This window comes from Nocardia sp. NPDC055321, from assembly GCF_053645575.1.
In genome coordinates this window covers 50422-69629 of record NZ_JBSHMS010000019.1, presented here as the reverse complement: position 1 = coordinate 69629, position 19208 = coordinate 50422, and the positions used below count along the sequence as shown (strand labels likewise).

Genomic DNA, 19208 nt, shown 5'->3' with positions numbered 1-19208 from the left:
ATGGTGGGTATTCGCGGGGTTCTCTTCGACGTCGACGACACGCTGATCGACTACTCGGCCACGGCTCGGGTGGGGATCCTGCGGCACCTGCGGGCCGAGGGTCTGCTCGAGCGGTTCGACTCCGAGGACGCGGCGGTCGCGCTGTGGCGCGAGCTCGAGGAGCAGGAGTATCCGCGATTCCTGGCCGGGGAGCTCACCTTTCACGGGCAGCAGCTGCTGCGGACCGAGCGATTCCTGGCGCGCATCGGGGCGGAGGTCGACGACCACGCGGCGTGGTTCGCGGGATACGCGGCGCGGCGCGACACCAACTGGGTGGCGTTCGCCGAGGTCGCGGCCGCGCTCACCACGCTGGGCGGGCGCAGTGCGCTCGGGGTGATCTCGAACTCCTCGCGCGCGCATCAGCTGGGCAAGCTGCGGGCCGTGGGATTGCACGGGCATTTCGGGGACGCGGTGCTGTGCTCGGCCGAATTCGGTTCGGCCAAGCCGGAATCGGCGATATTCCTGGCGGGCTGCGAGATGCTCGGGCTGCCGCCGGAGCAGGTGGCCTACGTCGGCGACCGGTACGACACCGACGGTATCGGCGCGCGGGACGCGGGCCTGCGCGCGTTCTGGCTCGACCGCACGGGCACGGGAGTTTCAGGAGACGGCATCACCGTCATCCGCTCGCTGACCGAACTGGCTGCCGCCGAGGGTTTCGGCATGCTCACCACCTGACCGTCGGTGTGCACGCGAACGCCGACGGCCCGTCCCCGGCGCTCACCGGGGACGGGCGTCGCGTCGAATCCCTACTTGCGGCCGGTGAATTCGTCCATCGAGTGGTAGACGCCGACCGTGTTGAGGTAGAAGTCGCGCACCTTGAGCGGCAGCAGGCCGGAGATCGCGCGGTTCATGCGCGAGGTCCACGGCATGACCACCAGCGCCGAGCCCTTCTTCATCTCCTCCCACGAGGTGTCCACCACGTGGTCCTGCTCCAGAATCGGGGTGAACCAGAATCCCTTGGCGCCGTCGAACATTCCCGTGTTGATGTACGTCGGGCACACCGTGGTGAACTTGACGTGTGTCTTGCCGGCCTGCTCGAGCTCGATGCGCACCGAATCCGACCAACCCAGCGCCGCCCACTTGGACGCCGCGTACACGCTCATGCGCGGATTGGACACCAGAGCCGCCGACGACGCGATGTTCAGTACGCGCGCCTCACCGGTACCCGCCACCATGGCCGGCAGGAACTCGAGCGTGATGTACATGGGGGCAAGGGAATTGATCGCCATCGTCTTGTCGATGTCGGCGCGATTCTCGGTTTCCCAGAAGTAGCTGTTGCCGCGCACGATGCCCGCGTTGTTCACCAGCACGTCGATGTCGCCGACCTCGCCGCGCACCGCCGCACCCGCCTCGGCGATGGCGTCACGGTCCGATACGTCGACCACGTAGCTGTGAATTCGACTGCCGCCCAGGGCCGTCAACTCGGCGACGGTCGCCTTGAGCGCCACCTCGTTGATGTCCCACAGCACCACATCGGCGGCCCGCTCGCGCACCGCGTGCTCGGCGAAGGACTTGCCCAGCCCCATCGCGGCGCCGGTGACCAAAACCTTCTTGCCCGCTACGTTCTTCATGCCCTGCCGCTCCCCTGTCTGAAATTCTCGCCGGATTACTTCTGCCGCAAGCTCTTCATGACACCCAGGTAGAGTGTCATGGTCTTGGCCCACAGCTGCTCGGACATACCGGGCAGCGGCGCGATCGGCAGCACGCGCTGCACCGCGATGGTCTGGGTGTCGATGTACTTGAGCAGCCCCTCGGGACCGTGCCGGCGGCCGGTGCCCGAGATGCCCAGCCCGCCCGACGGGGCGGCGATCGAGCCCCAGGCCGCGATGAAGCCCTCGTTGACGTTCACCGAACCGGCGTTGATGCGCGCGGCGACGGCGCGGCCGTGCTCGGTGTCGCGGCTCCACACGCTGGCGTTGAGCCCGTAGGGGGTGTCGTTGGCCTGGGTGACGGCGTCGTCGTCGCTGGTGACCTTGTAGATCGACACGACCGGGCCGAACGTCTCCTCGCGGTAGACGGTCATGCCCTCACGCACATCGGCGAGGATCGTGGGCTCGTAGAAGTACGGGCCCAGGTCCGGGCGGGCCTTGCCGCCGGCGAGCACGGTCGCGCCCTTGGCGACGGCGTCGTCGACGTGCGCGCTGACGGTATCGATCTGGCGCGGGAAGGTGAGCGAGCCGATCTCGTAGCCGAAGTCCAGGGCCTTACCGAGTTCGAGTTTCTTCGTGTTGGCGACGAATTCGCTGACGAATCGGTCGTACACGGCGGCGTGTACGTAGATGCGCTCGATCGACTCGCACAGCTGGCCGGCCGAGGCGAAGCAGGCGCGGACCGCGATCTTGGCGGCGGCCGAGACGTCGGCGTCGCCCAGTACCAGCAGCGGATTCTTACCGCCCAGTTCCAGGGAGTAGCCGATGAGCCGCTCGCCCGCCTGCTGGGCGATGGTGCGGCCGGTGGCGCTGGAGCCGGTGTAGTCGACGTAGTCGGCGCGGGCGATGACCTCGGGGCCGAGGGTGGCGCCGCGGCCCAGGACCGCCTGCCACAGACCCTTGGGCAGGCCGGCGCGCTCGGCGATGTCGATGGCCCAGAGCAGGGTCAGCGCGGTCTGGTTGTCGGGGCGGCCGACGACGGCGTTGCCGGCGAGCAGCGCGGGCAGCGCGTCGGAGGCGCCGAGGGCGAGCGGGTAGTTCCACGGCGAGATGACCGCGACGACGCCCTTGGGCCGGTTGCGCACCTCGACCTGGGTCAGCACCGGCATGACGCCGCGCGGCTTGCGGTGCGCCAGAATGCGTTTGCCCTCGGCGGCGTAGTAGCGGGTGTTGACCGCGACGTCGGAGACCTCGTCGAAGGCGTGCACGCGGGATTTGCCGGTCTCGGTCTGCACGATGTCCAGGATGGTGTCCTGTTCGGCCAGCACCAGATCGTGCACGCGGCGCAGCACGGCCACGCGCTCCTCGATCGGAGTCCGGGCCCACTCGGCCTGTACGCGGCGCGCGGTCGCGAACGCGGTCTCCACGTCGGCGACCGAGGACTGCGGCAGGTCGGCGATCTTGCGGCCGGTTGCCGGTGCGAAGACCTCGACCGCGGGCGCGCCGCCGGCGACGGCGTGGCCGAGCAGTCGCTGGACCAGGTCGAACGGCAGCGCATCGGCGGTGGCGAGCTGCGGGGCAGTCGTCATTGGTCGCCCTCTCTAGGCGTGTGGCGGGCGACGGCCCGCTATTTTCTGAACACCAATGTTAGGTGAACACTAGTGTTAGATTAATAGCTGTGACGCACCCCATGTCAAGCCTCGCGCCGATCACGCGCCCCTCCGGTACGGGTCCGCGACCGTGACCGCCGCCTCGCCCACCCGGCGCGGCCGCCCGCCGCAGACCGAGGAGCAGGCCGACCAGGTCCGCGCCCGGATCATCCTGGCCACCGCGGAGGTCTTCGCCCAGCACGGTTCGCGCGGGCTGAGCGTGGCTCGCATCATCGAGGCCGCGGGCCTGGCCCGCCCGACCTTCTATCGCTATTTCGCCAACGCGGTGGAACCGCTGCACGCGGTGCTCACGGTCTCGAACGAGGATCTGGTCGGCGGCATCCGTTCGGCCCTGGAACGCACCGAGGTTCCGGTCGAGCTGGGCATCAACATGATCGAGGCGTATCTCTACTGGGCCGGCGGCCACGGCCCGATGCTGTCGCCCCTGTTCGCCGAGCTCTACGACCCCGGCTCCCCCGTCTCGAGCTACCGCGAGTCCGCCCTGGAAGACATCCGGGCTCTGGTCCGAGCCAAGTTCACCGACCTCGGCCGCCCGGTCCCGTCCCCCCTGGACCTGGACACCGCCCTGCACACCTGCGAGTACGTGGTCTACCGGATCTCCGCGACTGGCGAACCCTCCCCCGAGACGATCGCCGCGGCCCGCCTGACGATGATCCGCAGCGTCCTGGTGACCCTCGGCCGCCGCGAGGACGTCGAGTACGCCCTGACGATCCCCACCCTCTTCGCCGACTGAAACATAAGCCGAAATGCAGGTAATGCTTGAAGCATTACCTCTATGCTTGCAGGCATGGCCGAGAACAAGACCACGATCACAACCCGCCCCGCCACCCGTGACGAGCTACAGACATTGGCCAAGCCCAACGAGTCCCTCGACGCGGTGATCTCCCGGCTCATCAGCCATTACAAGTCGACCCAGACCCGCAATCGACTCGCGTGGGAGAACCGCATCGCACGCGATCGCACCGATACGCGCGCGGTGGCCTGGGCGGAGCGGCAGGCGGACATGCTTGTCGATCGGCTCGCACAGCGCCGGGAGGCACACGAGTGAGCGTCGGCTACGTTCTCGATGACACGGTCATTTCCGCTTACGCCCACGGTGATTCGAACGTTTCCAACCTGATCGCGGTCCTGGACAGCCGCGAAGTACGCGTCGCGGTACCGATCCTGGCCCTCGCCACCGGTTTGGTCGGGCTCTCCGAGGATCAACGCGCACAGGTCAACGGCGCGATCGACAACCTCGATTCGATTCAGGTGACAGCGCTCGCCACCACCGACGACGCCAGTGAACTCGCCGATGTCCAGGCGGCGGCGAGCGAGCCGATCGACATCTCGGCCGCGCACACCGTCGCGGTCGCGCTCTACCTCGACTGGGAGATCATCACCACCGATCGCTCCCGCTGGGCGGACGCGGAGCGCAGTCTGCCGTTCCGGATCAACATCGTCGAGTTCGCCGACGACTGACCGTCGAAACCCCGGACGGGCGTGAGTGATTCAGCTGGCGCGGTGGATGGGGTGTACGCGGGAGAGGGCGCGTTTCGCCTCGGCGAGGGAGATCATCTGATTCTCGTCGTCGAGGTCGGACACGGCGGCCTCGGCCCATTCGCGCAGGAGGGTCGAGACGCCTATCCGGCGTTCCTCGGCGAGTTGTTTGAGGCGGCCGTGCAGGGCCAGGGGGAGGCGGATCGACGTCGTGACCATGATGTCGTCGTCCGGCTGCAGGCGCGGGGGAACCCGGTCGGCCGGGACCGGGTCGTCACTGAAGACGAGGCGATCCAGGAATGCGGTCGTCTCCTCCGGGGTGTTCGGGAAGTTCTCGCTCATCACCGGCTCTCCTTCTCCCACTGTTCGAAGGCTTTCAGCTCATCGTCGTGCATTTCGCGGGCGCCGACAATCATCCACGTCCACTGGTCGGTCTGCCTGGTCACGATGATCAGCGGTCGCCCGCTCGCCGCGCGCCCCCAAATGCTGAGCACCTCGACATGTCCATCGTGCGCCGTGCGCGGCCACCGCCGCGCGGCGGCCAGGACCTGGCGTACTTCCTGGGGATCGATGCCGATCAGGTGTGCCAGCGCCCAATCAGCCCAATCAAACCCCATTCCGCCATACTACGCATGTATTACGCCAGGTGACACCGCATACCGGCGAGGGAGGCACCGCACGGACGGCCGGCAACGACGGTCGGCGGTCACGCGGGCGGCGGGCAGGCGGGTTGCTGGGGCAGATTCGACAGGCGCTGCTGTGTCCACCCGAGCAGGTCCGGAACCAGCGGCGAATCGGCGGCGACCACACCGACGTGGTCGCGGCCCGGGTAGGTGCGATAGTCCAGATTCCAGCCGTCGACACATCGTGTTGTGGCATAGAGGGATTGCACACCGGGATCGACGAGGGTGTCGGCCGCGCCCTGAGCCAGCAGAATCGGAACGGTGAGCGCACCCGCCGGAATGTTCTCGCGCAGACGGACTCCCAGCGGACCGGTCAGCGGGTCGGTGGCGAAGATCGGGCGGTCCTTCTCCAGCGACAACGCCGACAACACCGAGACGAGCACACCGGGTTCGGCGAGGCAGCGCTCGCTCATCTGCCGCACGAGGGTCCGGGCGGCCGGGTCGATGTAGGCGTCGAACCGCACGTCGGGATAGTGCGCGGTGTAGGCCGCCACCACGTAGGAGGCGAACACGCTGCCCCCGGTGATCTCGGGCAGGCGCGAGACCAGTCCGACCGCGTCACTGGCCGGAGCCAGTGCGGCGACGCCGATCACCCCGGCGTCCGGTGCGTAGCCGGGCGCGAGCAGGCCGGCCCAGAGCGCGGCGTGGCCGCCCTGCGAATGGCCCCACACCACGGTGCGGTCGGCCAGCCGAGTCTCGGTGAGCTGACGGGCCGCCCGGACCGCGTCCAGCACCGAACGGCCTTCGCCCTGCCCGATGAGGTAGGGGTGTGAGCCCTCGGTGCCGAGCCCGATGTAGTCCGTGGCGACCAGGGCCCAGCCGGATTCGATGATCTGCTCCAGCGCGGGCAGCGCGCCCGATTCGAACGGGTGCGTGGCGAGACTCGGGGCGCAGGGTCGCGCGTATCCGGTGGTGCCGTGCGCCCAGGCGATCACCGGAAACGGTTCGGCGGCTTCGCGTTCCGGTACCACCACGATGCCGCTCGACAGCGCGGGCCGCCCGGTGTCCAGGGTGGTGGTGTACAGGATGCGCCAGGCGCGAGCGGCGCCGGGAACGTCGCGAGTGAAGGGCTCGGCCCGCAGCAGTGTCCCGGCGGCCGCGGGGATTTCCGCCGGCGCGGTGTAGAAGGCATCGACCCGCGGTGTGCCCGCACGCAGGTGCGCGCTGGTGACCGCGGCCGCCACGGCGATCAGCAGCGCGGTCGCGGCGGCCACCACCCGGCCGGCCGCGCCCCAGCGCGCTCGACGCCCGGATGCCTCGGAAGTCGTTGCGCGGCCGCCGGTTACCGCCGCCCACACCATCGAGACGCCGAAGCCGACGGTCCGGATGCCGAACAGCACGGCGACGATCAGCAGCGTGACGTCGGGCCATCGCAGCGCCACGACACCCAGGACGATCTCGGCGACGCCGAGCAGCAGCGCGGTCCATCGCACCGAGGTGGCGCCGCGGCGGGCACGCAGCAGACGCAGCACACCGCCGACGACCAGGGCGATCGCGACGATCGGCGCGATCAACTCGATCGCCACGCCGCAGGCGACGAGAATCAGCACACCCAGAGCAACCCAGGCCAGGGCCAGCATCGCGTCCCAGGCCGAGTGTTCCCGGTTGCCGAGCACCTCACCGACGCCGGTGACGAGGGCGCCGCAGGCGATCAGCAGCGCCAGCACCGTCAACGACGTCAGCGGGCGCACAACAAGAATCGCGCCGACGAGCACCGCGATCACGCCCAGCAGCAGCCCCGCCCAGCGCGGCAACCCGGACAGGAAAGCGGTGATCGCCCGGGACCGACCGGCCAGACCGCCGCGCGTCATACCCGCACCCAGCACATTTCCAGCATCGGGAAATACTGGCACACACCGCCGTCGGGGCCGGGCTACCCGCGAACCGTGTCCCGCGACCCGTTCAGAGGGCGGCGAAGTGCGCGGTCAGCAAGGTGATGAAGTCCAGGATGTGCGGGCGGTCCTCGTCGGGGCGGACCCCGGCGAACCAGGGCCGGATGTCGCCGCGCGCACCCATGCGCACGGGGACGACATCCCCTCGCTGCACGAAAGGCGTTGCGACCCACGAGGGTATGACGCCCACACCCTCGCCGTTGGCGACGAGTTCGATGAGCAGTTCGGTCACCATGGGCACGATCGTCACCTCGGCCGGGCGCGCGCCGGGCGGCAGCGGCAGCGGGGCGGGATGGGGACGGGACTGGTCGTAGCTGTCGTGCAGGATCAGGGTCTCGCCGGTGAAGTCCCGTGCGGTCAGGTACTTGCGGGCCGCCCAGCGGTGATCGGACGGCACGACCACGACCATCTCGTCGTCCATCAGGTGCGTCAGGCGCACGTGGGCGGCGCTCGGGCCGAGTTTGGTGACGATGGCGACATCGATGCGCTGGGTGAGCAGCGCGTCGAGCGGATCGTCGTCGGCGATGTCGCGAATGCGAACCGAGGCGTCCGGGCGCCCGACGCGCAGCTCGCGCATGAGCGGGGTGAGCCAGGAGAACGTGGTCGCGCACTGGGTGGCCAGGCGGACGTGCCGGTCGCCGTACCGGGCGACCTGGCGCACCTCTCGTTCGGCAGCAGAGAGATCGGCCAGGATTCGAGATGCCCTCGGCAGCAAGCCTTTTCCGGCGAGGTTCGGTACCAGCCTGCGCCCGACGCGGTCGAAGAGCGCGGTGCCGAGCCGCTCCTCCATCTTGAGCAGGCGCTGACTCAGCGCGGGCTGGCTCACGAAGAGCCGATCGGCGGCCTGCGCCAGCGTGCCGCCGGTGGCCAGCGCGTCGAGCAGTTCCAGGTCGCGGACATCCAGATCCATAAGCTCAGCTTAGCGTTGGGCACAGTATTGCGTCTTGGACTTATATATCGACCGCGGGCGATCCTCGATAGCGAAGCAGGTCCAGCGGGACCGGCGAGACGAAAGAGGTCGATATGACGAGGGATTCACGTACCGCTATCGTCACCGGCGGATCGAGCGGTATCGGCTACGCGGTGGCGGCGGCCATGGTCGCGCGTGGTGACAACGTGGTGATCGGCGGCCGCGACGCGGACAAACTGCGGGCCGCGGTCGAGCGGCTGGACGGCGGCGCGCGCACCCGGGCCGTCGTGGGCGACATCGGCGATCCGGCGACCGGCCCGGCGCTGGTCGAGGCCGCGGTCGAGGCGTTCGGGTCGGTCGACATCCTGGTGAACAACGCCGGGACCTTCGGCGCCACACCGCTTCTGGACGTGCGGCTCGAGGAACTCGACGGCTTCCTCGACGGCAACCTGCGCGGCACGTATCTGGTCACCCAGGCCGTCGCCCGGCAGCTGGTCGAGCAGGGGCGCGGGGGCGCCATCGTCAACATCACCACGGTGCTGCTCTCGCACGCCCTCGGCGGGCTGCCCGCCAGTGCCGCGCTCGCGTCCAAGGGCGGGGTGCGGGCGCTGACCGTGGCGCTGTCGGCGGAGTTGGCGCCCTACGGCATTCGGGTCAACGAGGTCGCGCCGGGCATCGTGCGCACGCCGTTGCACGCGGCCAACGGGTCCGAGGATCTGGCCGCGCTCGCGGTGCTGAACCGGATCGCCGAGGCCGAGGAGATCGCGTCGTCGGTCCTGCACCTCACCGACGCCGAGTTCGCGACCGGCGTGCGCATCAATTCCGACGGCGGCTACGTCACCGCCCGTCGGTGATCACTCTCTTCTCGAAAGGAAACGACATGCCGTACGTCAATGTGAAGGTCACCCGCGAGGGCGTGACCGGCCCGCAGAAGGCCGAGATCATCCGGCGGATGACCGATGTGCTGGTGGACGTGCTCGACAAGGACCCGAACACCACCTTCGTGGTGATCGACGAGGTGGCGCTGGAGGATTGGGGTGTGGGCGGGCTGCCGGTGGCGGACTACCGCGCGGCCCGGGCGACGCAGCGCTGAGCGCCGGGCCCGCCGAACCCGCAGCGGGGAACCGACATTCGGCGCGGTCGGCACCGATTGCGAAGATCGACGACACCGATCGTCAAGGCGCTGCGAAACATACCGCCCGTTGATATGGTCGCGCCCATGTCGGCCACGCGCGATAGCAGTCCGGAGCTCGCGACGCCGGCCGACCTGGGCGTGGACGATGACGAGCGACCCGCACGGGTGCTGTCCGGGCGGGCGGCGGCGTTCGTGTCGGCGTGCGCGCTGGCGATCGCGGTGTTCGCGCTGTGGCAGGTGTTCCGCCCGCTGCCGCAGGGCAGTCAGTACTACCTGGTCATCTTCCTGGCGTGCACGCTGCCGCTGGTCTTCCTGAGCTATCGGTCGGGGTGGCGGCTGCGGGCGCTCGACCGCGAAGACGGTCCGGCGCCGCTGGATTGGGCGCTGGCGGCGCTGGCGGCGCTGGTGTGCCTGTACCCGGTGCTGCCGGTGCGGATCGGCTCGGGCGGCGGCGGGTACGACGCGTTCCTGGACCGGCAGGGTCTGCTGGATCCGGTCGATGTCGGCATGGGGGCGGTGGTGCTGCTGCTGGTGCTCGAGGCCTGCCGGCGCACGACGGGCTGGGTGCTGCCGGTGGTGTGCGCGCTGTTCCTGGCGTACGGGTATTACGGCGGGCTGCTCCCCCAGCACTGGTCCGTCGCGCATGCCGGACTGGATTTCGCGCAGATCGTGGACGCGCTCTACAACTCCGCGAGCGGTTTCTACGGCACGCCGCTGGATGTGGCGGCGAGCTACATCGTGTTGTTCACGATCTACGGCGCCGTGCTCGAATTCTCCGGTGCGGCACGCTTTTTCGTCGATTTGTCGGTCGCGGCGTTCCGGCGCTCGAACAGCGCGGCCGGGCGGACGGCGGTGACCTCGGGGTTCCTGCTGGGCACGGTGTCGGGGTCGGGCACCGCCACGGCCGTGAGCACCGGCGCGGTGACGTGGCCAATTCTCCGGCGCGCCGGGTACGCCCCGGAACAGGCGGGCGGCATGCTCGCCGCGGCGGGGGTCGGCGCGATCCTGTCCCCGCCGACGCTGGGGGTCGCGGCGTTCATCGTGGCGGAGTACCTGGAGGTTTCGTATCTCACCGTGCTGGTGTGGGCGACGATTCCGACGATCCTGTACTACCTGGGCATTCTGCTCGCGGTGGAGATCGACGCGCGGCGGTTCCACGCCCGGTCCGGTGCGGTCCCGCCGCTCACGGAGGCCCGGGTGTCGGCGTGGAAGCTGCTGGGGCGGTTCGGGTATCACTTCCTGTCGCTGATCGCGATCATGGGTTTGCTGCTGGCCGGGATCAGCGCGACGCGGGCGGTCGCCTACGCCGCCGCGCTCGCCTTCGTACTGGCGATCGCCGATCGGGCTGCGCGGCGGCGTCATTCGGGTGCGACGGTGCCGGGGACGGTGACCGATCGGGTGACTCCGGGTGGGGCCGACGCGGTGGAATCGGCGGGCCCGCCGCGCGCCAACGCCGCGGATGATTCGGCGCGCGAACCCGATCCGGCCGTGCATCACGGGACACCCGAGGCGGCGGGACACTCGACCGCTCGTGACTTCGTGATCGGCGCGCTGACGGCGCTGTCCCGCGGTATTCGCGCGGCCCTGCCCGTCGTAGCGGTGTGCGCGGCGGCGGGCGTCATCACCTCCATGACCACCAAGACCGGGTTGGGCGCGCAGCTCGCGGCGGTGCTGGTGCGGGCGGCGTCGGCGGTGTCGGACAACGCGACCGTCGTGCTGACGTGCACGGTTCTGCTGGCGGCAGTGGCGCTCGCGCTGCTCGGTCTCGCCATCCCGGTGACGGCGTCGTTCGTGATCGGCTGGGTGATCATCGGCCCGGCGCTGCTCGCGCTGGGGGTGTCGCCGCCCGCGACCGCCATGTTCGTCTTCTACTACTCGGTGCTCTCCGAGGTCACCCCGCCGACCGCGCTGGCGGCGGTGGGCGCGGCCGCGGTGACGGGCGGGCGGGCCATGGCGACGATGTGGCAGACGCTGCGCTACGCCCTGCCGGCGTTCCTGGTGCCGCTGGTGTTCGTGCTCACCGGGTCCGGTGAGCGGCTGCTGGGTCGCGGGCCGATCCTGGAGATCATCGCGACGGGTCTGATGGTCGCTGTCGGGGTGGCGGCGCTGGCCATGGCGACGGGCGGCTGGATCTTCGGCGCGGGCGCGGCGGGCAGACCGGCGCGGGCGCTGGCGGCCGCGGCGGGCGTGGTGCTGCTGTATCCGAACGTGGTCAGTCTCGGCATCGGGCTCGCGCTGCTCGCGGTGGCCTGGCTACTCACCCGTATGACCCGGCGCGACCGGGATTCCACTCCGGCGGAAGCGGTTCCGCCACAGGCAGAACTCGAGGGCACACCATGACGAGGTTCGGAACGATCGCCGTGGCGGCGGTGCTGGCGGCGGCCGCGCTCACCGGATGCGGTGGGCGCCAGGACGCGCCGCAGGCCGATACCGGGGGCGCGGTGACGTGCGAGGTCGGTCAGGACACCCGGGTCGGCATCGCGACCGGCAACGCGACCGGGGTGTACTTCGCGCTCGGAAACGCTTACGCGCAACAGATTTCCGAGGCCACGGGCGGCAAGGTCAAGGCCACCGCCGCCGAGACCGGCGCATCGGTGCAGAACATTCAGCAGCTGGTGTCGGGGAACTATCAGGTGGCGTTCTCGCTCGCGGACAGCGCCGCCGACGCGGTGCTGGGCACGGGCGGCTTCACCGACAAGCAACCGGTGCGCGCTCTTTCGCGCATCTACACCAATTACACCCAGGTGATCGTGCGCGCGGACGCCGGCATCGCGTCCGTGGCCGACATGCGCGGCAAGCGCGTGTCGACCGGGTCCCCGAAGTCCGGCACCGAGGTCATCGCCCAGCGCCTGCTGACCGCCGCCGGCCTGAATCCCGAGTCCGACGTCGCGGCCCAGCGCCTGGATCTGGCCAAGACGGTCGACGGCCTGAAGGACGGCTCGATCGACGCCATGTTCTGGTCCGGCGGCCTGCCGACCCCCGGCATCACCGACCTGTTCACGACCGCGAAGGACAAGGTCCGCTTCCTGGACATAGCGAGCCTGCTCGACCCGATGCGCAAGGTGAACCCGGTCTACGAGGCAGGCACGATCCCCGCCGCAACCTACTCCCTCCCCAACGATGTACAAACGATAGTCGTCCCGAACCTCCTGCTGGTCCGGTCCGACCTCGACGCGAACCTCGCCTGCGCCCTGACGAACGTCCTGTTCGATCGCAAACCCCAACTGGAACAGGCGAATCCGGCCGCGAAGGGTATCGACCGCTCCGCCGCCCGGAACACCGCCCCCGTCGAGCTCCACCGCGGCGCGGAGCACGCACTGAAGTAGTGATGCCGTGCGCCGATTCCTTACGGCCGGGGCTCACCACGCGCGCGGCCGCCCCGGCCGATCCGGAACTCGAGTAGGCTCACCAATCGTCCTGGTAGCTCAGTTGGACCACGACGATCCCGCTGTCCTTGATCGATACCCAGGAGCAGGCGTTGTAGCGGTCCAGAGCCCGGCCCTGCATGCGGCAGACGCCCTTCCAGGAAGCACGGGTAGTGGCGTGCCCGGATCGGCTCGGGGTGAATGTCCAGCCCGCCGTGCTCTCCAGGTGCGAGCGGACTCGATCGGCGGTCTGGTCGGGTGTCAGGTTCTCGCCGACGATGACAAAATTGCGATCGCAGCTGCTGGCCGACGACCGGGGCGTACAGCCGCCATCGATGGTCTCCTGGAGGGAAAGCCCCGCAGGAAGGGCGCCGAGGGCGTCTTCCTCCGGCACCCACGAGTATCGCCCGAACATGCCGACCACACCGGCCGACAGGAGCAGGATCGGCGCGCACAGCAGGATGTACGAGGCGTTGAGCAGCCACCCCAGCGCCATTCGCACGTGGGCCGACCGCGCAGGCGGTGGTGGCGCCCAGAAGATGTCCAGCACCGGCCCGACAACAACCACGAACATGATGGTCCCGGTCAGTACCGCCAGCGAGGTGAGCTGATACTCCCGGCCGAGCCACGCGTGCCACATGACGAGCTGCGCACCCGCCAGAACCCCCAGCACCAGCAAACCGATGATCCGCCCGCGCCAGGTCCGGGCGATCAACGCCCAGCTCACCAACGGGGCCAGCCACAGAATCGCGTAGAGCACGGTTGCGACGGTAGTGGACCCCGCGCGGCAGGATGAATGCCTGTCTGCCGCAGTCGGTTATCGGCAGTAGGAATGCATCTTCACAGAGGGGCGCGGCGCGTGGGGGCATCGAACTGTTGCGACGGTTCGATGAGATCGACACCGACGTCCGGGCCGCTCGAGGGCGGGTGCCCGGGACGTACCCGTACGCGTTCTTTCCCGAGCGACGCGGCGGCAGTGCGTTGGCGCGTTGACATCCTGACTCCCGCCGCTGAGGCTCAGGCTGGTTGCAACGGCACGTGGTGGGTCACCACGCGGTGGATCAGGCGGGCGGCGGTCCGGGACGTGCGGCTGTCGGCGTCCAGGGACGGGTTCAGTTCGGCTACGTCGAGGGCTATCAACTTCGCGGACTCGGTCACGCGGGCGCAGACGTGGTGGATCGTCTCCAGGGGGACGCCGTAGGCGGCGGGGGCGCTCACGGCGGGGGCCACCGATGCGGGGAGGACGTCTAGGTCGATCGTCAGGTAGATCAGGTCTACCGCCTCTATGAAGGCATCCAGGAAGTTGTCGACGGCGGTCAGATTCGTTGGGGTGCACGCCTCGTCGAGGAGGTAGTGGACATTGTGGGTGGCGGCCGTATCGAAGAGGGCCACCGTGTTGCTGGGTTGGCTGATGCCCAGGACGTCGTAGCGGAGCGGGGTGCCGGCGGACTCTTCGGCTTTCAGGGCCTGGAGGAACGGGGTGCCGGAGCTGGGGCGCGGGGCGGCGCGGAGGTCGAAATGGGCGTCCAGGTTCAGGATTCCGAGGCGGGGGTGGGTGTGGCGAGGGCGGGCGGCGGCCACGCCGAGATAGGTGCCGTAGGCGACCTCGTGGCCGCCGCCCAGGACCACGGGGAGGCGGCCGGAATCGATGGCGGTGGTTACCGCTCGGGCCAGGCGTGTCTGGCCCGCTTCCAGGTCGCCGTCGGTGACGGCCACGGTTCCGGCGTCCTCGATCGAGAGGGGGGCGGGCAGGGCCAGGGAGGCGAGGGCGGAGCGTAGGGCGTCGGGGCCCGCGGCTGCGCCTACGCGGCCGCCGTTGCGGCGGACGCCCTCGTCGCTGGCGAAACCGATGAGTACGCAGCCGGTTTCGGGGGCCGTCGCGTCGTAGGGGCGGACCGCGCCGTGCCAGCGCAGGTGTTCGGGGCCGTCGCCGTCGACGCGGCCGGTCCAGGGGGCGGGGGGAACATCGGTCACCATCCCCGCTTTCGCGTGGTCCCCGCGATCCGTCGCCGTCATCGGTGTCCTCCCGAGGTGATGAGTGTGCCGTCCTTGAAGACCTCGCGCACGAGCGCGACGCCGGGGCGATACGCCAGATGCAGGTAGGACGGTGCGTCCAGGGCGATGGCGTCGGCGCGCGCGCCGACCGAGAGCGTCCCGATATCGGTGCGCCGCAACGCTTTCGCTCCGCCCGCCGTGGCGGACCACACCGCTTCCTCCGGTGTCATGTGCATCTCCCGCACCGCCAGGGCGATGCAGAACGGCAGGCTGGTGGTGTAGCAGGTGCCGGGATTGCAGTCCGCGCCCAGGGCCACGGTCACGCCCGCGTCCAGCAGGGCCCGAGCGCCGGGATAGGAGTTGCGCGTACAGAAATCCGCGCCCGGCAGCAGCGTCGCCACCGTGGAACCGCCGGCGAGAGCGTCGATGTCGGCGGCGGACACGTAGGTCACGTGGTCGACCGAGGCCGCGCCCATCTCCACTGCCAGCCGCACACCCGGCCCCTGACCGAGCTGATTGCCGTGCACCCGCGGCACCAGCCCGTGCGCCACACCGGCTTTCAGCACCGCGCGGGACTGCTCCTCGTCGAACGCACCGCGCTCGCAGAACACGTCGATCCACTTCGCGTACGGGGCACAGGCTTCGACCATCTCCGCGCACACCATGGCGACGTAGTCGTCGGCCCGCCCCGCGTACTCCGGCGGCGGCACGTGGGCGGCGAGCAGGGTCACCTCGTCGGTGCACCGGCTCGCGATCCGAACCCCGCGCAGCTCGTCGCGGGTGCTCTGCCCGTACCCGGTCTTGATCTCCACCGTGGTGCTGCCCGAGCGCAGCGACTCGTTCAGCAGTCGGCGCGTATTCGCCTCCAGCGCCGCGTCATCGGCGGCCCGGGTGGCCGCGATCGTGGTGCGGATACCACCCGCGGTGTACGGCGTCCCGGTCATGCGGGCCGAGAATTCCTCGGCCCGGTCCCCCGCGAACACCAGATGTGAATGGCTCTCCACGAAGCCGGGCAGCAGCGCCCGCCCGCCCAGGTCCAGACCGTGATCGGCGGCGGGGGCGCGGGCGCTGTCCCCGACCCAGCTCACCACCCCGTCGGCGAAGACCACCGCGGCCTCGCGCCGCACCCCCAACGGCCCGGACCCGAGCACCGGATCGTTGGTGACCAGGGTGCCGATATTGCTGACGACGAACGCGCCCACGATCGAATTCCTCTCAGACCTCGGCCATTTCGGTGTCCGGCGGATAGATCATCCGATCCGGCGGGTTGGCGGTGCGCTTGGCGAGCGGGTAGTACAGGCCCGCGGTGACCACGAGGCCGACGATCCAGGAGATGTCCGCGCCGCCGAGCCACCCGGTGACCGGGCCGGTATAGAGCTTGGTCGCCAGGAACGGAATCTGGATGACGACACCGAGGATGTAGCAGCTCAGTGCGGTCACATTCCAGGCCCCGTAGCGTCCGGCGGCGTCGTAGAGCGCGGGAATGTCGATGCGTTCCTTGGAGATCAGGTAGTAGTCGATCAGGTTGATCGCGCTCCACGGCGTGAACACCATGAGCAGCGCCAGCACGAAATTCTTGAAGTTGGCCAGGAAGTCGGCGCTGGCCGCGATGGCGATGAGCGTCGCGGTGGTGGTGAAGGCCAGGATGTACAGCGTGCGCGCGGTGGTCGAGATGCGCGAGCGGGCCTCGAACGCGGTGACCGTGGTGAGCATGGACATGAAGCCGCCGTAGGCGTTCAGCACGTTGACGGTCAGCTTGCCGACCACGATCACCAGGTACATGGCCATGGCCACCAGCGCCGGTCCGGCCAGATCGCCGATGAAGCCGACCTGGTCCTTCATGAACGATCCCCCGGCCACGGCCGCGATGAGCGCGCCGAACGTCATCGACCACTGCGAACCGAGCACCGTACCCGCGAAGGTGGACCAGAAGGTGGCGCGGTCGCTGGTCGAGCGCGGCAGGTACCGGGAGTAGTCCGCGACGTACGGGCCGAACGTCATCTGCCAGCTCGCGCCCAGGGCGACGGCGAAAAGGAACGTGGGGACGGTGAAGTCGGTGACGCCCACGTGGGCGAACACGTCGTAGCCGGCGAAGAGCCGCACGGCCAAATACGTGAAGCCGATGATGCCGACAACCGTCGCGATCCGCCCGACGATGTGGATGAGCTTGTACCCGGTCACCGCGATGAACGCGGTCAGCAACCCGAAGATCACCATGCCGAGCTCGCGGCTCTCGATGTGCAGGATCTTCGAGATCGCCTGCCCGGCGAGCACCGTGCCGGTGGCCGCGAAGCCCAGGTACATCAGGATCGCCAGCAGCAGCGGTACCACCGCGCCGCGCACCCCGAACTGCGCGCGACTGGAAATCATCTGCGGCAGGCCGAGTTTGGGCCCCTGCGCCGAATGCAGCGCCATGACCGCGCCGCCGGCGATGTTGCCGATCAGCAGGCCGAGGATCGCCCACAGCGCGTCGGCGCCGAACAGCACCGCCAGCGCGCCGTCCACGATGGCGGTGATCTGCATGTTCGCGCCGAACCACAGGGTGAACTGACTGCGCGGGCTGCCGTGCCGTTCGGCGTCGGGAATGACGTCGATGGTGTGGCGTTCGGGGGTGAGTACGACTTCGGCGGGACCGTCGTGCGTCATGGTCTCGGCCTTCCTGCTCTGCGACCGCGGTGGATCAGTTCTGCTCGGACATGGGGATGCGGACGCCGCGGGCGCGGGCCGTGTCGATGGCGTGTTCGTACCCGGCGTCGGCGTGCCGGATGACGCCCGTGCCGGGATCGTTGGTGAGCACGGCCTCGATCTTGCGGGCGGCGAGTTCGGTGCCGTCGGCGATGACGACCTGCCCGGCGTGAATGGACCGGCCCATCCCGACGCCGCCGCCGTGGTGCAGCGACACCCAGGACGCGCCGGAGGCGGTATTGAGCAGCGCGTTCAGCAGCGGCCAGTCGGCGATGGCGTCCGAACCGTCGCGCATGGACTCGGTTTCGCGGTAGGGCGAGGCCACCGACCCCGAGTCCAGGTGATCGCGGCCGATCGCGACCGGCGCGGAAAGCTCACCGCTGGAGACCATCTCGTTGAATTTGAGCCCGGCCAGATGCCGTTCGCCGTAGCCGAGCCAGCAGATGCGCGCGGGCAGGCCCTCGAAGGCGACCTTCTCCCCCGCCATGGTGATCCAGCGGCGCAGGTGCGCGTTGTCCGGGAACAGTTCGAGGATGGCGCGATCGGTCGCGGCGATATCGGCCGGATCGCCCGAGAGCGCGGCCCAGCGGAACGGGCCCAGCCCCTCCTCGAACAGCGGCCGGATGTAGGCGGGCACGAAGCCGGGGAAATCGAAGGCGCGGTCGTAGCCGCCCTTGCGGGCCTCGTCGCGAATGGAGTTGCCGTAGTCGAAGACCTCGACGCCGCGATCGAGGAACCCGACCATCGCGCGCACGTGCGCGGCCATGGACAGCTGCGCCTGCTCGGTGAACCACACCGGGTCCTTCTCGGCGACGGTCTTCATGTCGGCGAAGTCGACGCCGATGGGCAGGTACGCGAGCGGGTCGTGCGCGGAGGTCTGGTCGGTGACGATGTCCAGGGGCGCTTCGCGGTCGAGCAGGGCCGGAAAGACCTCCGCCGCATTGCCTTCCACGCCGATGGACAGCGGGCGGCGGGCATCGCGGGCGGCGATCGCCAGTTCCAGCGCGTGGTCCAGGTCGTCGGCCTTGACGTCCAGGTAGCGGTGCGCGATCCGGCGGTCGATGCGGGTGACGTCGCAGTCGACGCAGATGGCCACGCCCTCGTTCATGGTGACCGCCAGCGGCTGCGCGCCGCCCATGCCGCCGAGACCCGCGGTGAGGGTGATGGTTCCGGCGAGCGAGCCGCCGAATCGCTTGCGCGCGATGGCCCCGAAGGTCTCGTAGGTGCCCTGCAGGATGCCCTGGGTGCCGATGTAGATCCAGGAGCCGGCGGTCATCTGGCCGTACATGGTGAGCCCGAGTTCCTCGAGCCTGCGGAACTCCTCCCAGTTCGCCCAGTCCCCCACCAGGTTCGAATTGGCGATGAGCACGCGCGGGGCCCACTCGCTGGTGCGGAACACCCCGACCGGTTTGCCGGACTGCACCAGCATGGTCTCGTCGCTCTTCAGCGTCTTCAGGGTGGCGACCATGGCGTCGAAGGCGGCCCAGCTGCGGGCGGCGCGGCCGGTGCCGCCGTAGACGACCAGGCTGTCCGGATGTTCGGCGACCTCGGGGTCGAGATTGTTCATGAGCATGCGCAGCGCGCCCTCCTGCTGCCAGCCCAGGGTGGTCAGCTCGGGGCCGCGGGGTGCGCGCACGGGACGGGCCTCGTGCCCGGGGGAAGTGATGTCCATGGTTGTCCTCGGTCTCGTCGGGCGCACAGCCGAACCGTGTGACCCCGTTCTCCGGCGGCCCGTCGATGTGTGCTGGATCGCATTCCGCACCAGT

The 19208-nt window shown here is 69.6% G+C and carries 19 protein-coding genes; 8 read left to right on the top strand and 11 right to left on the bottom strand.

Annotated elements, in window-relative coordinates:
• Positions 1 to 714, top strand: a complete 714-nt coding sequence (locus ACWIGI_RS28455) for an HAD family hydrolase (RefSeq protein ID WP_454205558.1) — start codon at positions 1 to 3, stop codon at positions 712 to 714.
• Positions 715 to 785: 71 nt separating this feature from the next.
• Here the strand turns inward: ACWIGI_RS28455 and ACWIGI_RS28450 are convergent, their stop codons facing one another.
• Both ACWIGI_RS28450 and ACWIGI_RS28445 read right to left on the bottom strand, forming a co-directional pair.
• Entirely contained in the window at positions 786 to 1610 is an 825-nt protein-coding gene (locus tag ACWIGI_RS28450) for an SDR family NAD(P)-dependent oxidoreductase (RefSeq protein WP_454205557.1), read from the bottom strand.
• A gap of 35 nt (positions 1611 to 1645) precedes the next feature.
• Positions 1646 to 3217 carry a succinic semialdehyde dehydrogenase gene (locus tag ACWIGI_RS28445; RefSeq protein ID WP_454205556.1) on the bottom strand — a complete coding sequence of 524 codons (1572 nt, stop codon included), beginning with the start codon at positions 3215 to 3217 and terminating at the stop codon, positions 1646 to 1648.
• A gap of 151 nt (positions 3218 to 3368) precedes the next feature.
• Between ACWIGI_RS28445 and ACWIGI_RS28440 the strand changes: the two genes are divergently transcribed.
• From ACWIGI_RS28440 to ACWIGI_RS28430, 3 genes are read left to right on the top strand one after another with little or no spacing between them, the layout of a single operon-like run.
• A complete protein-coding gene (locus tag ACWIGI_RS28440; RefSeq protein WP_454205555.1) occupies positions 3369 to 4031 on the top strand; it encodes a TetR/AcrR family transcriptional regulator in 663 nt (220 codons plus the stop codon).
• A gap of 54 nt (positions 4032 to 4085) precedes the next feature.
• A complete protein-coding gene (locus ACWIGI_RS28435; protein ID WP_454205554.1) occupies positions 4086 to 4346 on the top strand; it encodes a hypothetical protein in 261 nt (86 codons plus the stop codon).
• Positions 4343 to 4759 carry a hypothetical protein gene (locus ACWIGI_RS28430; RefSeq protein WP_454205553.1) on the top strand — a complete coding sequence of 139 codons (417 nt, stop codon included), beginning with the start codon at positions 4343 to 4345 and terminating at the stop codon, positions 4757 to 4759. Before ACWIGI_RS28435 ends, ACWIGI_RS28430 begins: the two co-directional genes overlap by 4 nt.
• A gap of 30 nt (positions 4760 to 4789) precedes the next feature.
• Here the strand turns inward: ACWIGI_RS28430 and ACWIGI_RS28425 are convergent, their stop codons facing one another.
• The 4 genes from ACWIGI_RS28425 to ACWIGI_RS28410 form a co-directional block, all read right to left on the bottom strand.
• Positions 4790 to 5119: a hypothetical protein gene (locus ACWIGI_RS28425; protein ID WP_454205552.1), complete on the bottom strand. Its 330-nt coding sequence runs from the start codon at positions 5117 to 5119 to the stop codon at positions 4790 to 4792.
• Positions 5119 to 5394 carry a hypothetical protein gene (locus ACWIGI_RS28420; RefSeq protein WP_454205551.1) on the bottom strand — a complete coding sequence of 92 codons (276 nt, stop codon included), beginning with the start codon at positions 5392 to 5394 and terminating at the stop codon, positions 5119 to 5121. The genes ACWIGI_RS28425 and ACWIGI_RS28420 overlap by 1 nt, the downstream gene beginning before the upstream one ends.
• Before the next feature lie 89 nt (positions 5395 to 5483).
• Positions 5484 to 7271 carry a lipase family protein gene (locus tag ACWIGI_RS28415; protein ID WP_454205550.1) on the bottom strand — a complete coding sequence of 596 codons (1788 nt, stop codon included), beginning with the start codon at positions 7269 to 7271 and terminating at the stop codon, positions 5484 to 5486.
• Positions 7272 to 7362: 91 nt separating this feature from the next.
• Positions 7363 to 8262 carry a LysR family transcriptional regulator gene (locus ACWIGI_RS28410; protein ID WP_454205549.1) on the bottom strand — a complete coding sequence of 300 codons (900 nt, stop codon included), beginning with the start codon at positions 8260 to 8262 and terminating at the stop codon, positions 7363 to 7365.
• 113 nt (positions 8263 to 8375) lie between these two features.
• Between ACWIGI_RS28410 and ACWIGI_RS28405 the strand changes: the two genes are divergently transcribed.
• From ACWIGI_RS28405 to ACWIGI_RS28390, 4 genes are all read left to right on the top strand, one after another.
• Positions 8376 to 9116, top strand: a complete 741-nt coding sequence (locus tag ACWIGI_RS28405) for an SDR family NAD(P)-dependent oxidoreductase (RefSeq protein ID WP_454205548.1) — start codon at positions 8376 to 8378, stop codon at positions 9114 to 9116.
• Positions 9117 to 9142: 26 nt separating this feature from the next.
• Entirely contained in the window at positions 9143 to 9355 is a 213-nt protein-coding gene (locus ACWIGI_RS28400) for a tautomerase family protein (protein WP_454205547.1), read from the top strand.
• 126 nt (positions 9356 to 9481) lie between these two features.
• Positions 9482 to 11737 (top strand): TRAP transporter permease, encoded by a 2256-nt coding sequence (locus tag ACWIGI_RS28395; protein ID WP_454205546.1) that lies wholly within the window; start codon positions 9482 to 9484, stop codon positions 11735 to 11737.
• Positions 11734 to 12723 (top strand): TAXI family TRAP transporter solute-binding subunit, encoded by a 990-nt coding sequence (locus ACWIGI_RS28390; protein WP_454205545.1) that lies wholly within the window; start codon positions 11734 to 11736, stop codon positions 12721 to 12723. Before ACWIGI_RS28395 ends, ACWIGI_RS28390 begins: the two co-directional genes overlap by 4 nt.
• A gap of 79 nt (positions 12724 to 12802) precedes the next feature.
• Here ACWIGI_RS28390 and ACWIGI_RS28385 read toward each other — a convergent pair whose 3' ends face one another.
• The 5 genes from ACWIGI_RS28385 to hutU form a co-directional block, all read right to left on the bottom strand.
• Positions 12803 to 13522 carry a hypothetical protein gene (locus ACWIGI_RS28385; protein ID WP_454205544.1) on the bottom strand — a complete coding sequence of 240 codons (720 nt, stop codon included), beginning with the start codon at positions 13520 to 13522 and terminating at the stop codon, positions 12803 to 12805.
• 257 nt (positions 13523 to 13779) lie between these two features.
• Positions 13780 to 14739, bottom strand: a complete 960-nt coding sequence (gene hutG, locus ACWIGI_RS28380) for a formimidoylglutamase (protein ID WP_454205678.1) — start codon at positions 14737 to 14739, stop codon at positions 13780 to 13782.
• Between the two features lie 35 nt (positions 14740 to 14774).
• Positions 14775 to 15959: an imidazolonepropionase gene (gene hutI, locus ACWIGI_RS28375; protein WP_454205543.1), complete on the bottom strand. Its 1185-nt coding sequence runs from the start codon at positions 15957 to 15959 to the stop codon at positions 14775 to 14777.
• Between the two features lie 13 nt (positions 15960 to 15972).
• Complete coding sequence (locus tag ACWIGI_RS28370) at positions 15973 to 17403, bottom strand: purine-cytosine permease family protein (protein ID WP_454205542.1); 1431 nt, start codon at positions 17401 to 17403, stop codon at positions 15973 to 15975.
• A 34-nt stretch (positions 17404 to 17437) separates the two neighbouring features.
• Positions 17438 to 19114, bottom strand: coding sequence for a urocanate hydratase (gene hutU / locus ACWIGI_RS28365; protein ID WP_454205541.1), 1677 nt, complete (start codon positions 19112 to 19114; stop codon positions 17438 to 17440).
• Positions 19115 to 19208 lie beyond the last annotated feature (94 nt).

What these genes read in the sequence shown, in the direction of transcription:
- ACWIGI_RS28455 (WP_454205558.1), top strand. Translation starts at nt 1, where the DNA reads ATGGTGGGTATTCGCGGGGTTCTCTTCGACGTCGACGACACGCTGATC.
- ACWIGI_RS28450 (WP_454205557.1), bottom strand. Translation starts at nt 1,610, where the DNA reads ATGAAGAACGTAGCGGGCAAGAAGGTTTTGGTCACCGGCGCCGCGATG.
- ACWIGI_RS28445 (WP_454205556.1), bottom strand. Translation starts at nt 3,217, where the DNA reads ATGACGACTGCCCCGCAGCTCGCCACCGCCGATGCGCTGCCGTTCGAC.
- ACWIGI_RS28435 (WP_454205554.1), top strand. Translation starts at nt 4,086, where the DNA reads ATGGCCGAGAACAAGACCACGATCACAACCCGCCCCGCCACCCGTGAC.
- ACWIGI_RS28425 (WP_454205552.1), bottom strand. Translation starts at nt 5,119, where the DNA reads ATGAGCGAGAACTTCCCGAACACCCCGGAGGAGACGACCGCATTCCTG.
- ACWIGI_RS28420 (WP_454205551.1), bottom strand. Translation starts at nt 5,394, where the DNA reads ATGGGGTTTGATTGGGCTGATTGGGCGCTGGCACACCTGATCGGCATC.
- ACWIGI_RS28415 (WP_454205550.1), bottom strand. Translation starts at nt 7,271, where the DNA reads ATGACGCGCGGCGGTCTGGCCGGTCGGTCCCGGGCGATCACCGCTTTC.
- ACWIGI_RS28410 (WP_454205549.1), bottom strand. Translation starts at nt 8,262, where the DNA reads ATGGATCTGGATGTCCGCGACCTGGAACTGCTCGACGCGCTGGCCACC.
- ACWIGI_RS28405 (WP_454205548.1), top strand. Translation starts at nt 8,376, where the DNA reads ATGACGAGGGATTCACGTACCGCTATCGTCACCGGCGGATCGAGCGGT.
- ACWIGI_RS28400 (WP_454205547.1), top strand. Translation starts at nt 9,143, where the DNA reads ATGCCGTACGTCAATGTGAAGGTCACCCGCGAGGGCGTGACCGGCCCG.
- ACWIGI_RS28395 (WP_454205546.1), top strand. Translation starts at nt 9,482, where the DNA reads ATGTCGGCCACGCGCGATAGCAGTCCGGAGCTCGCGACGCCGGCCGAC.
- ACWIGI_RS28390 (WP_454205545.1), top strand. Translation starts at nt 11,734, where the DNA reads ATGACGAGGTTCGGAACGATCGCCGTGGCGGCGGTGCTGGCGGCGGCC.
- hutG (WP_454205678.1), bottom strand. Translation starts at nt 14,739, where the DNA reads ATGGTGACCGATGTTCCCCCCGCCCCCTGGACCGGCCGCGTCGACGGC.
- ACWIGI_RS28370 (WP_454205542.1), bottom strand. Translation starts at nt 17,403, where the DNA reads ATGACGCACGACGGTCCCGCCGAAGTCGTACTCACCCCCGAACGCCAC.
- hutU (WP_454205541.1), bottom strand. Translation starts at nt 19,114, where the DNA reads ATGGACATCACTTCCCCCGGGCACGAGGCCCGTCCCGTGCGCGCACCC.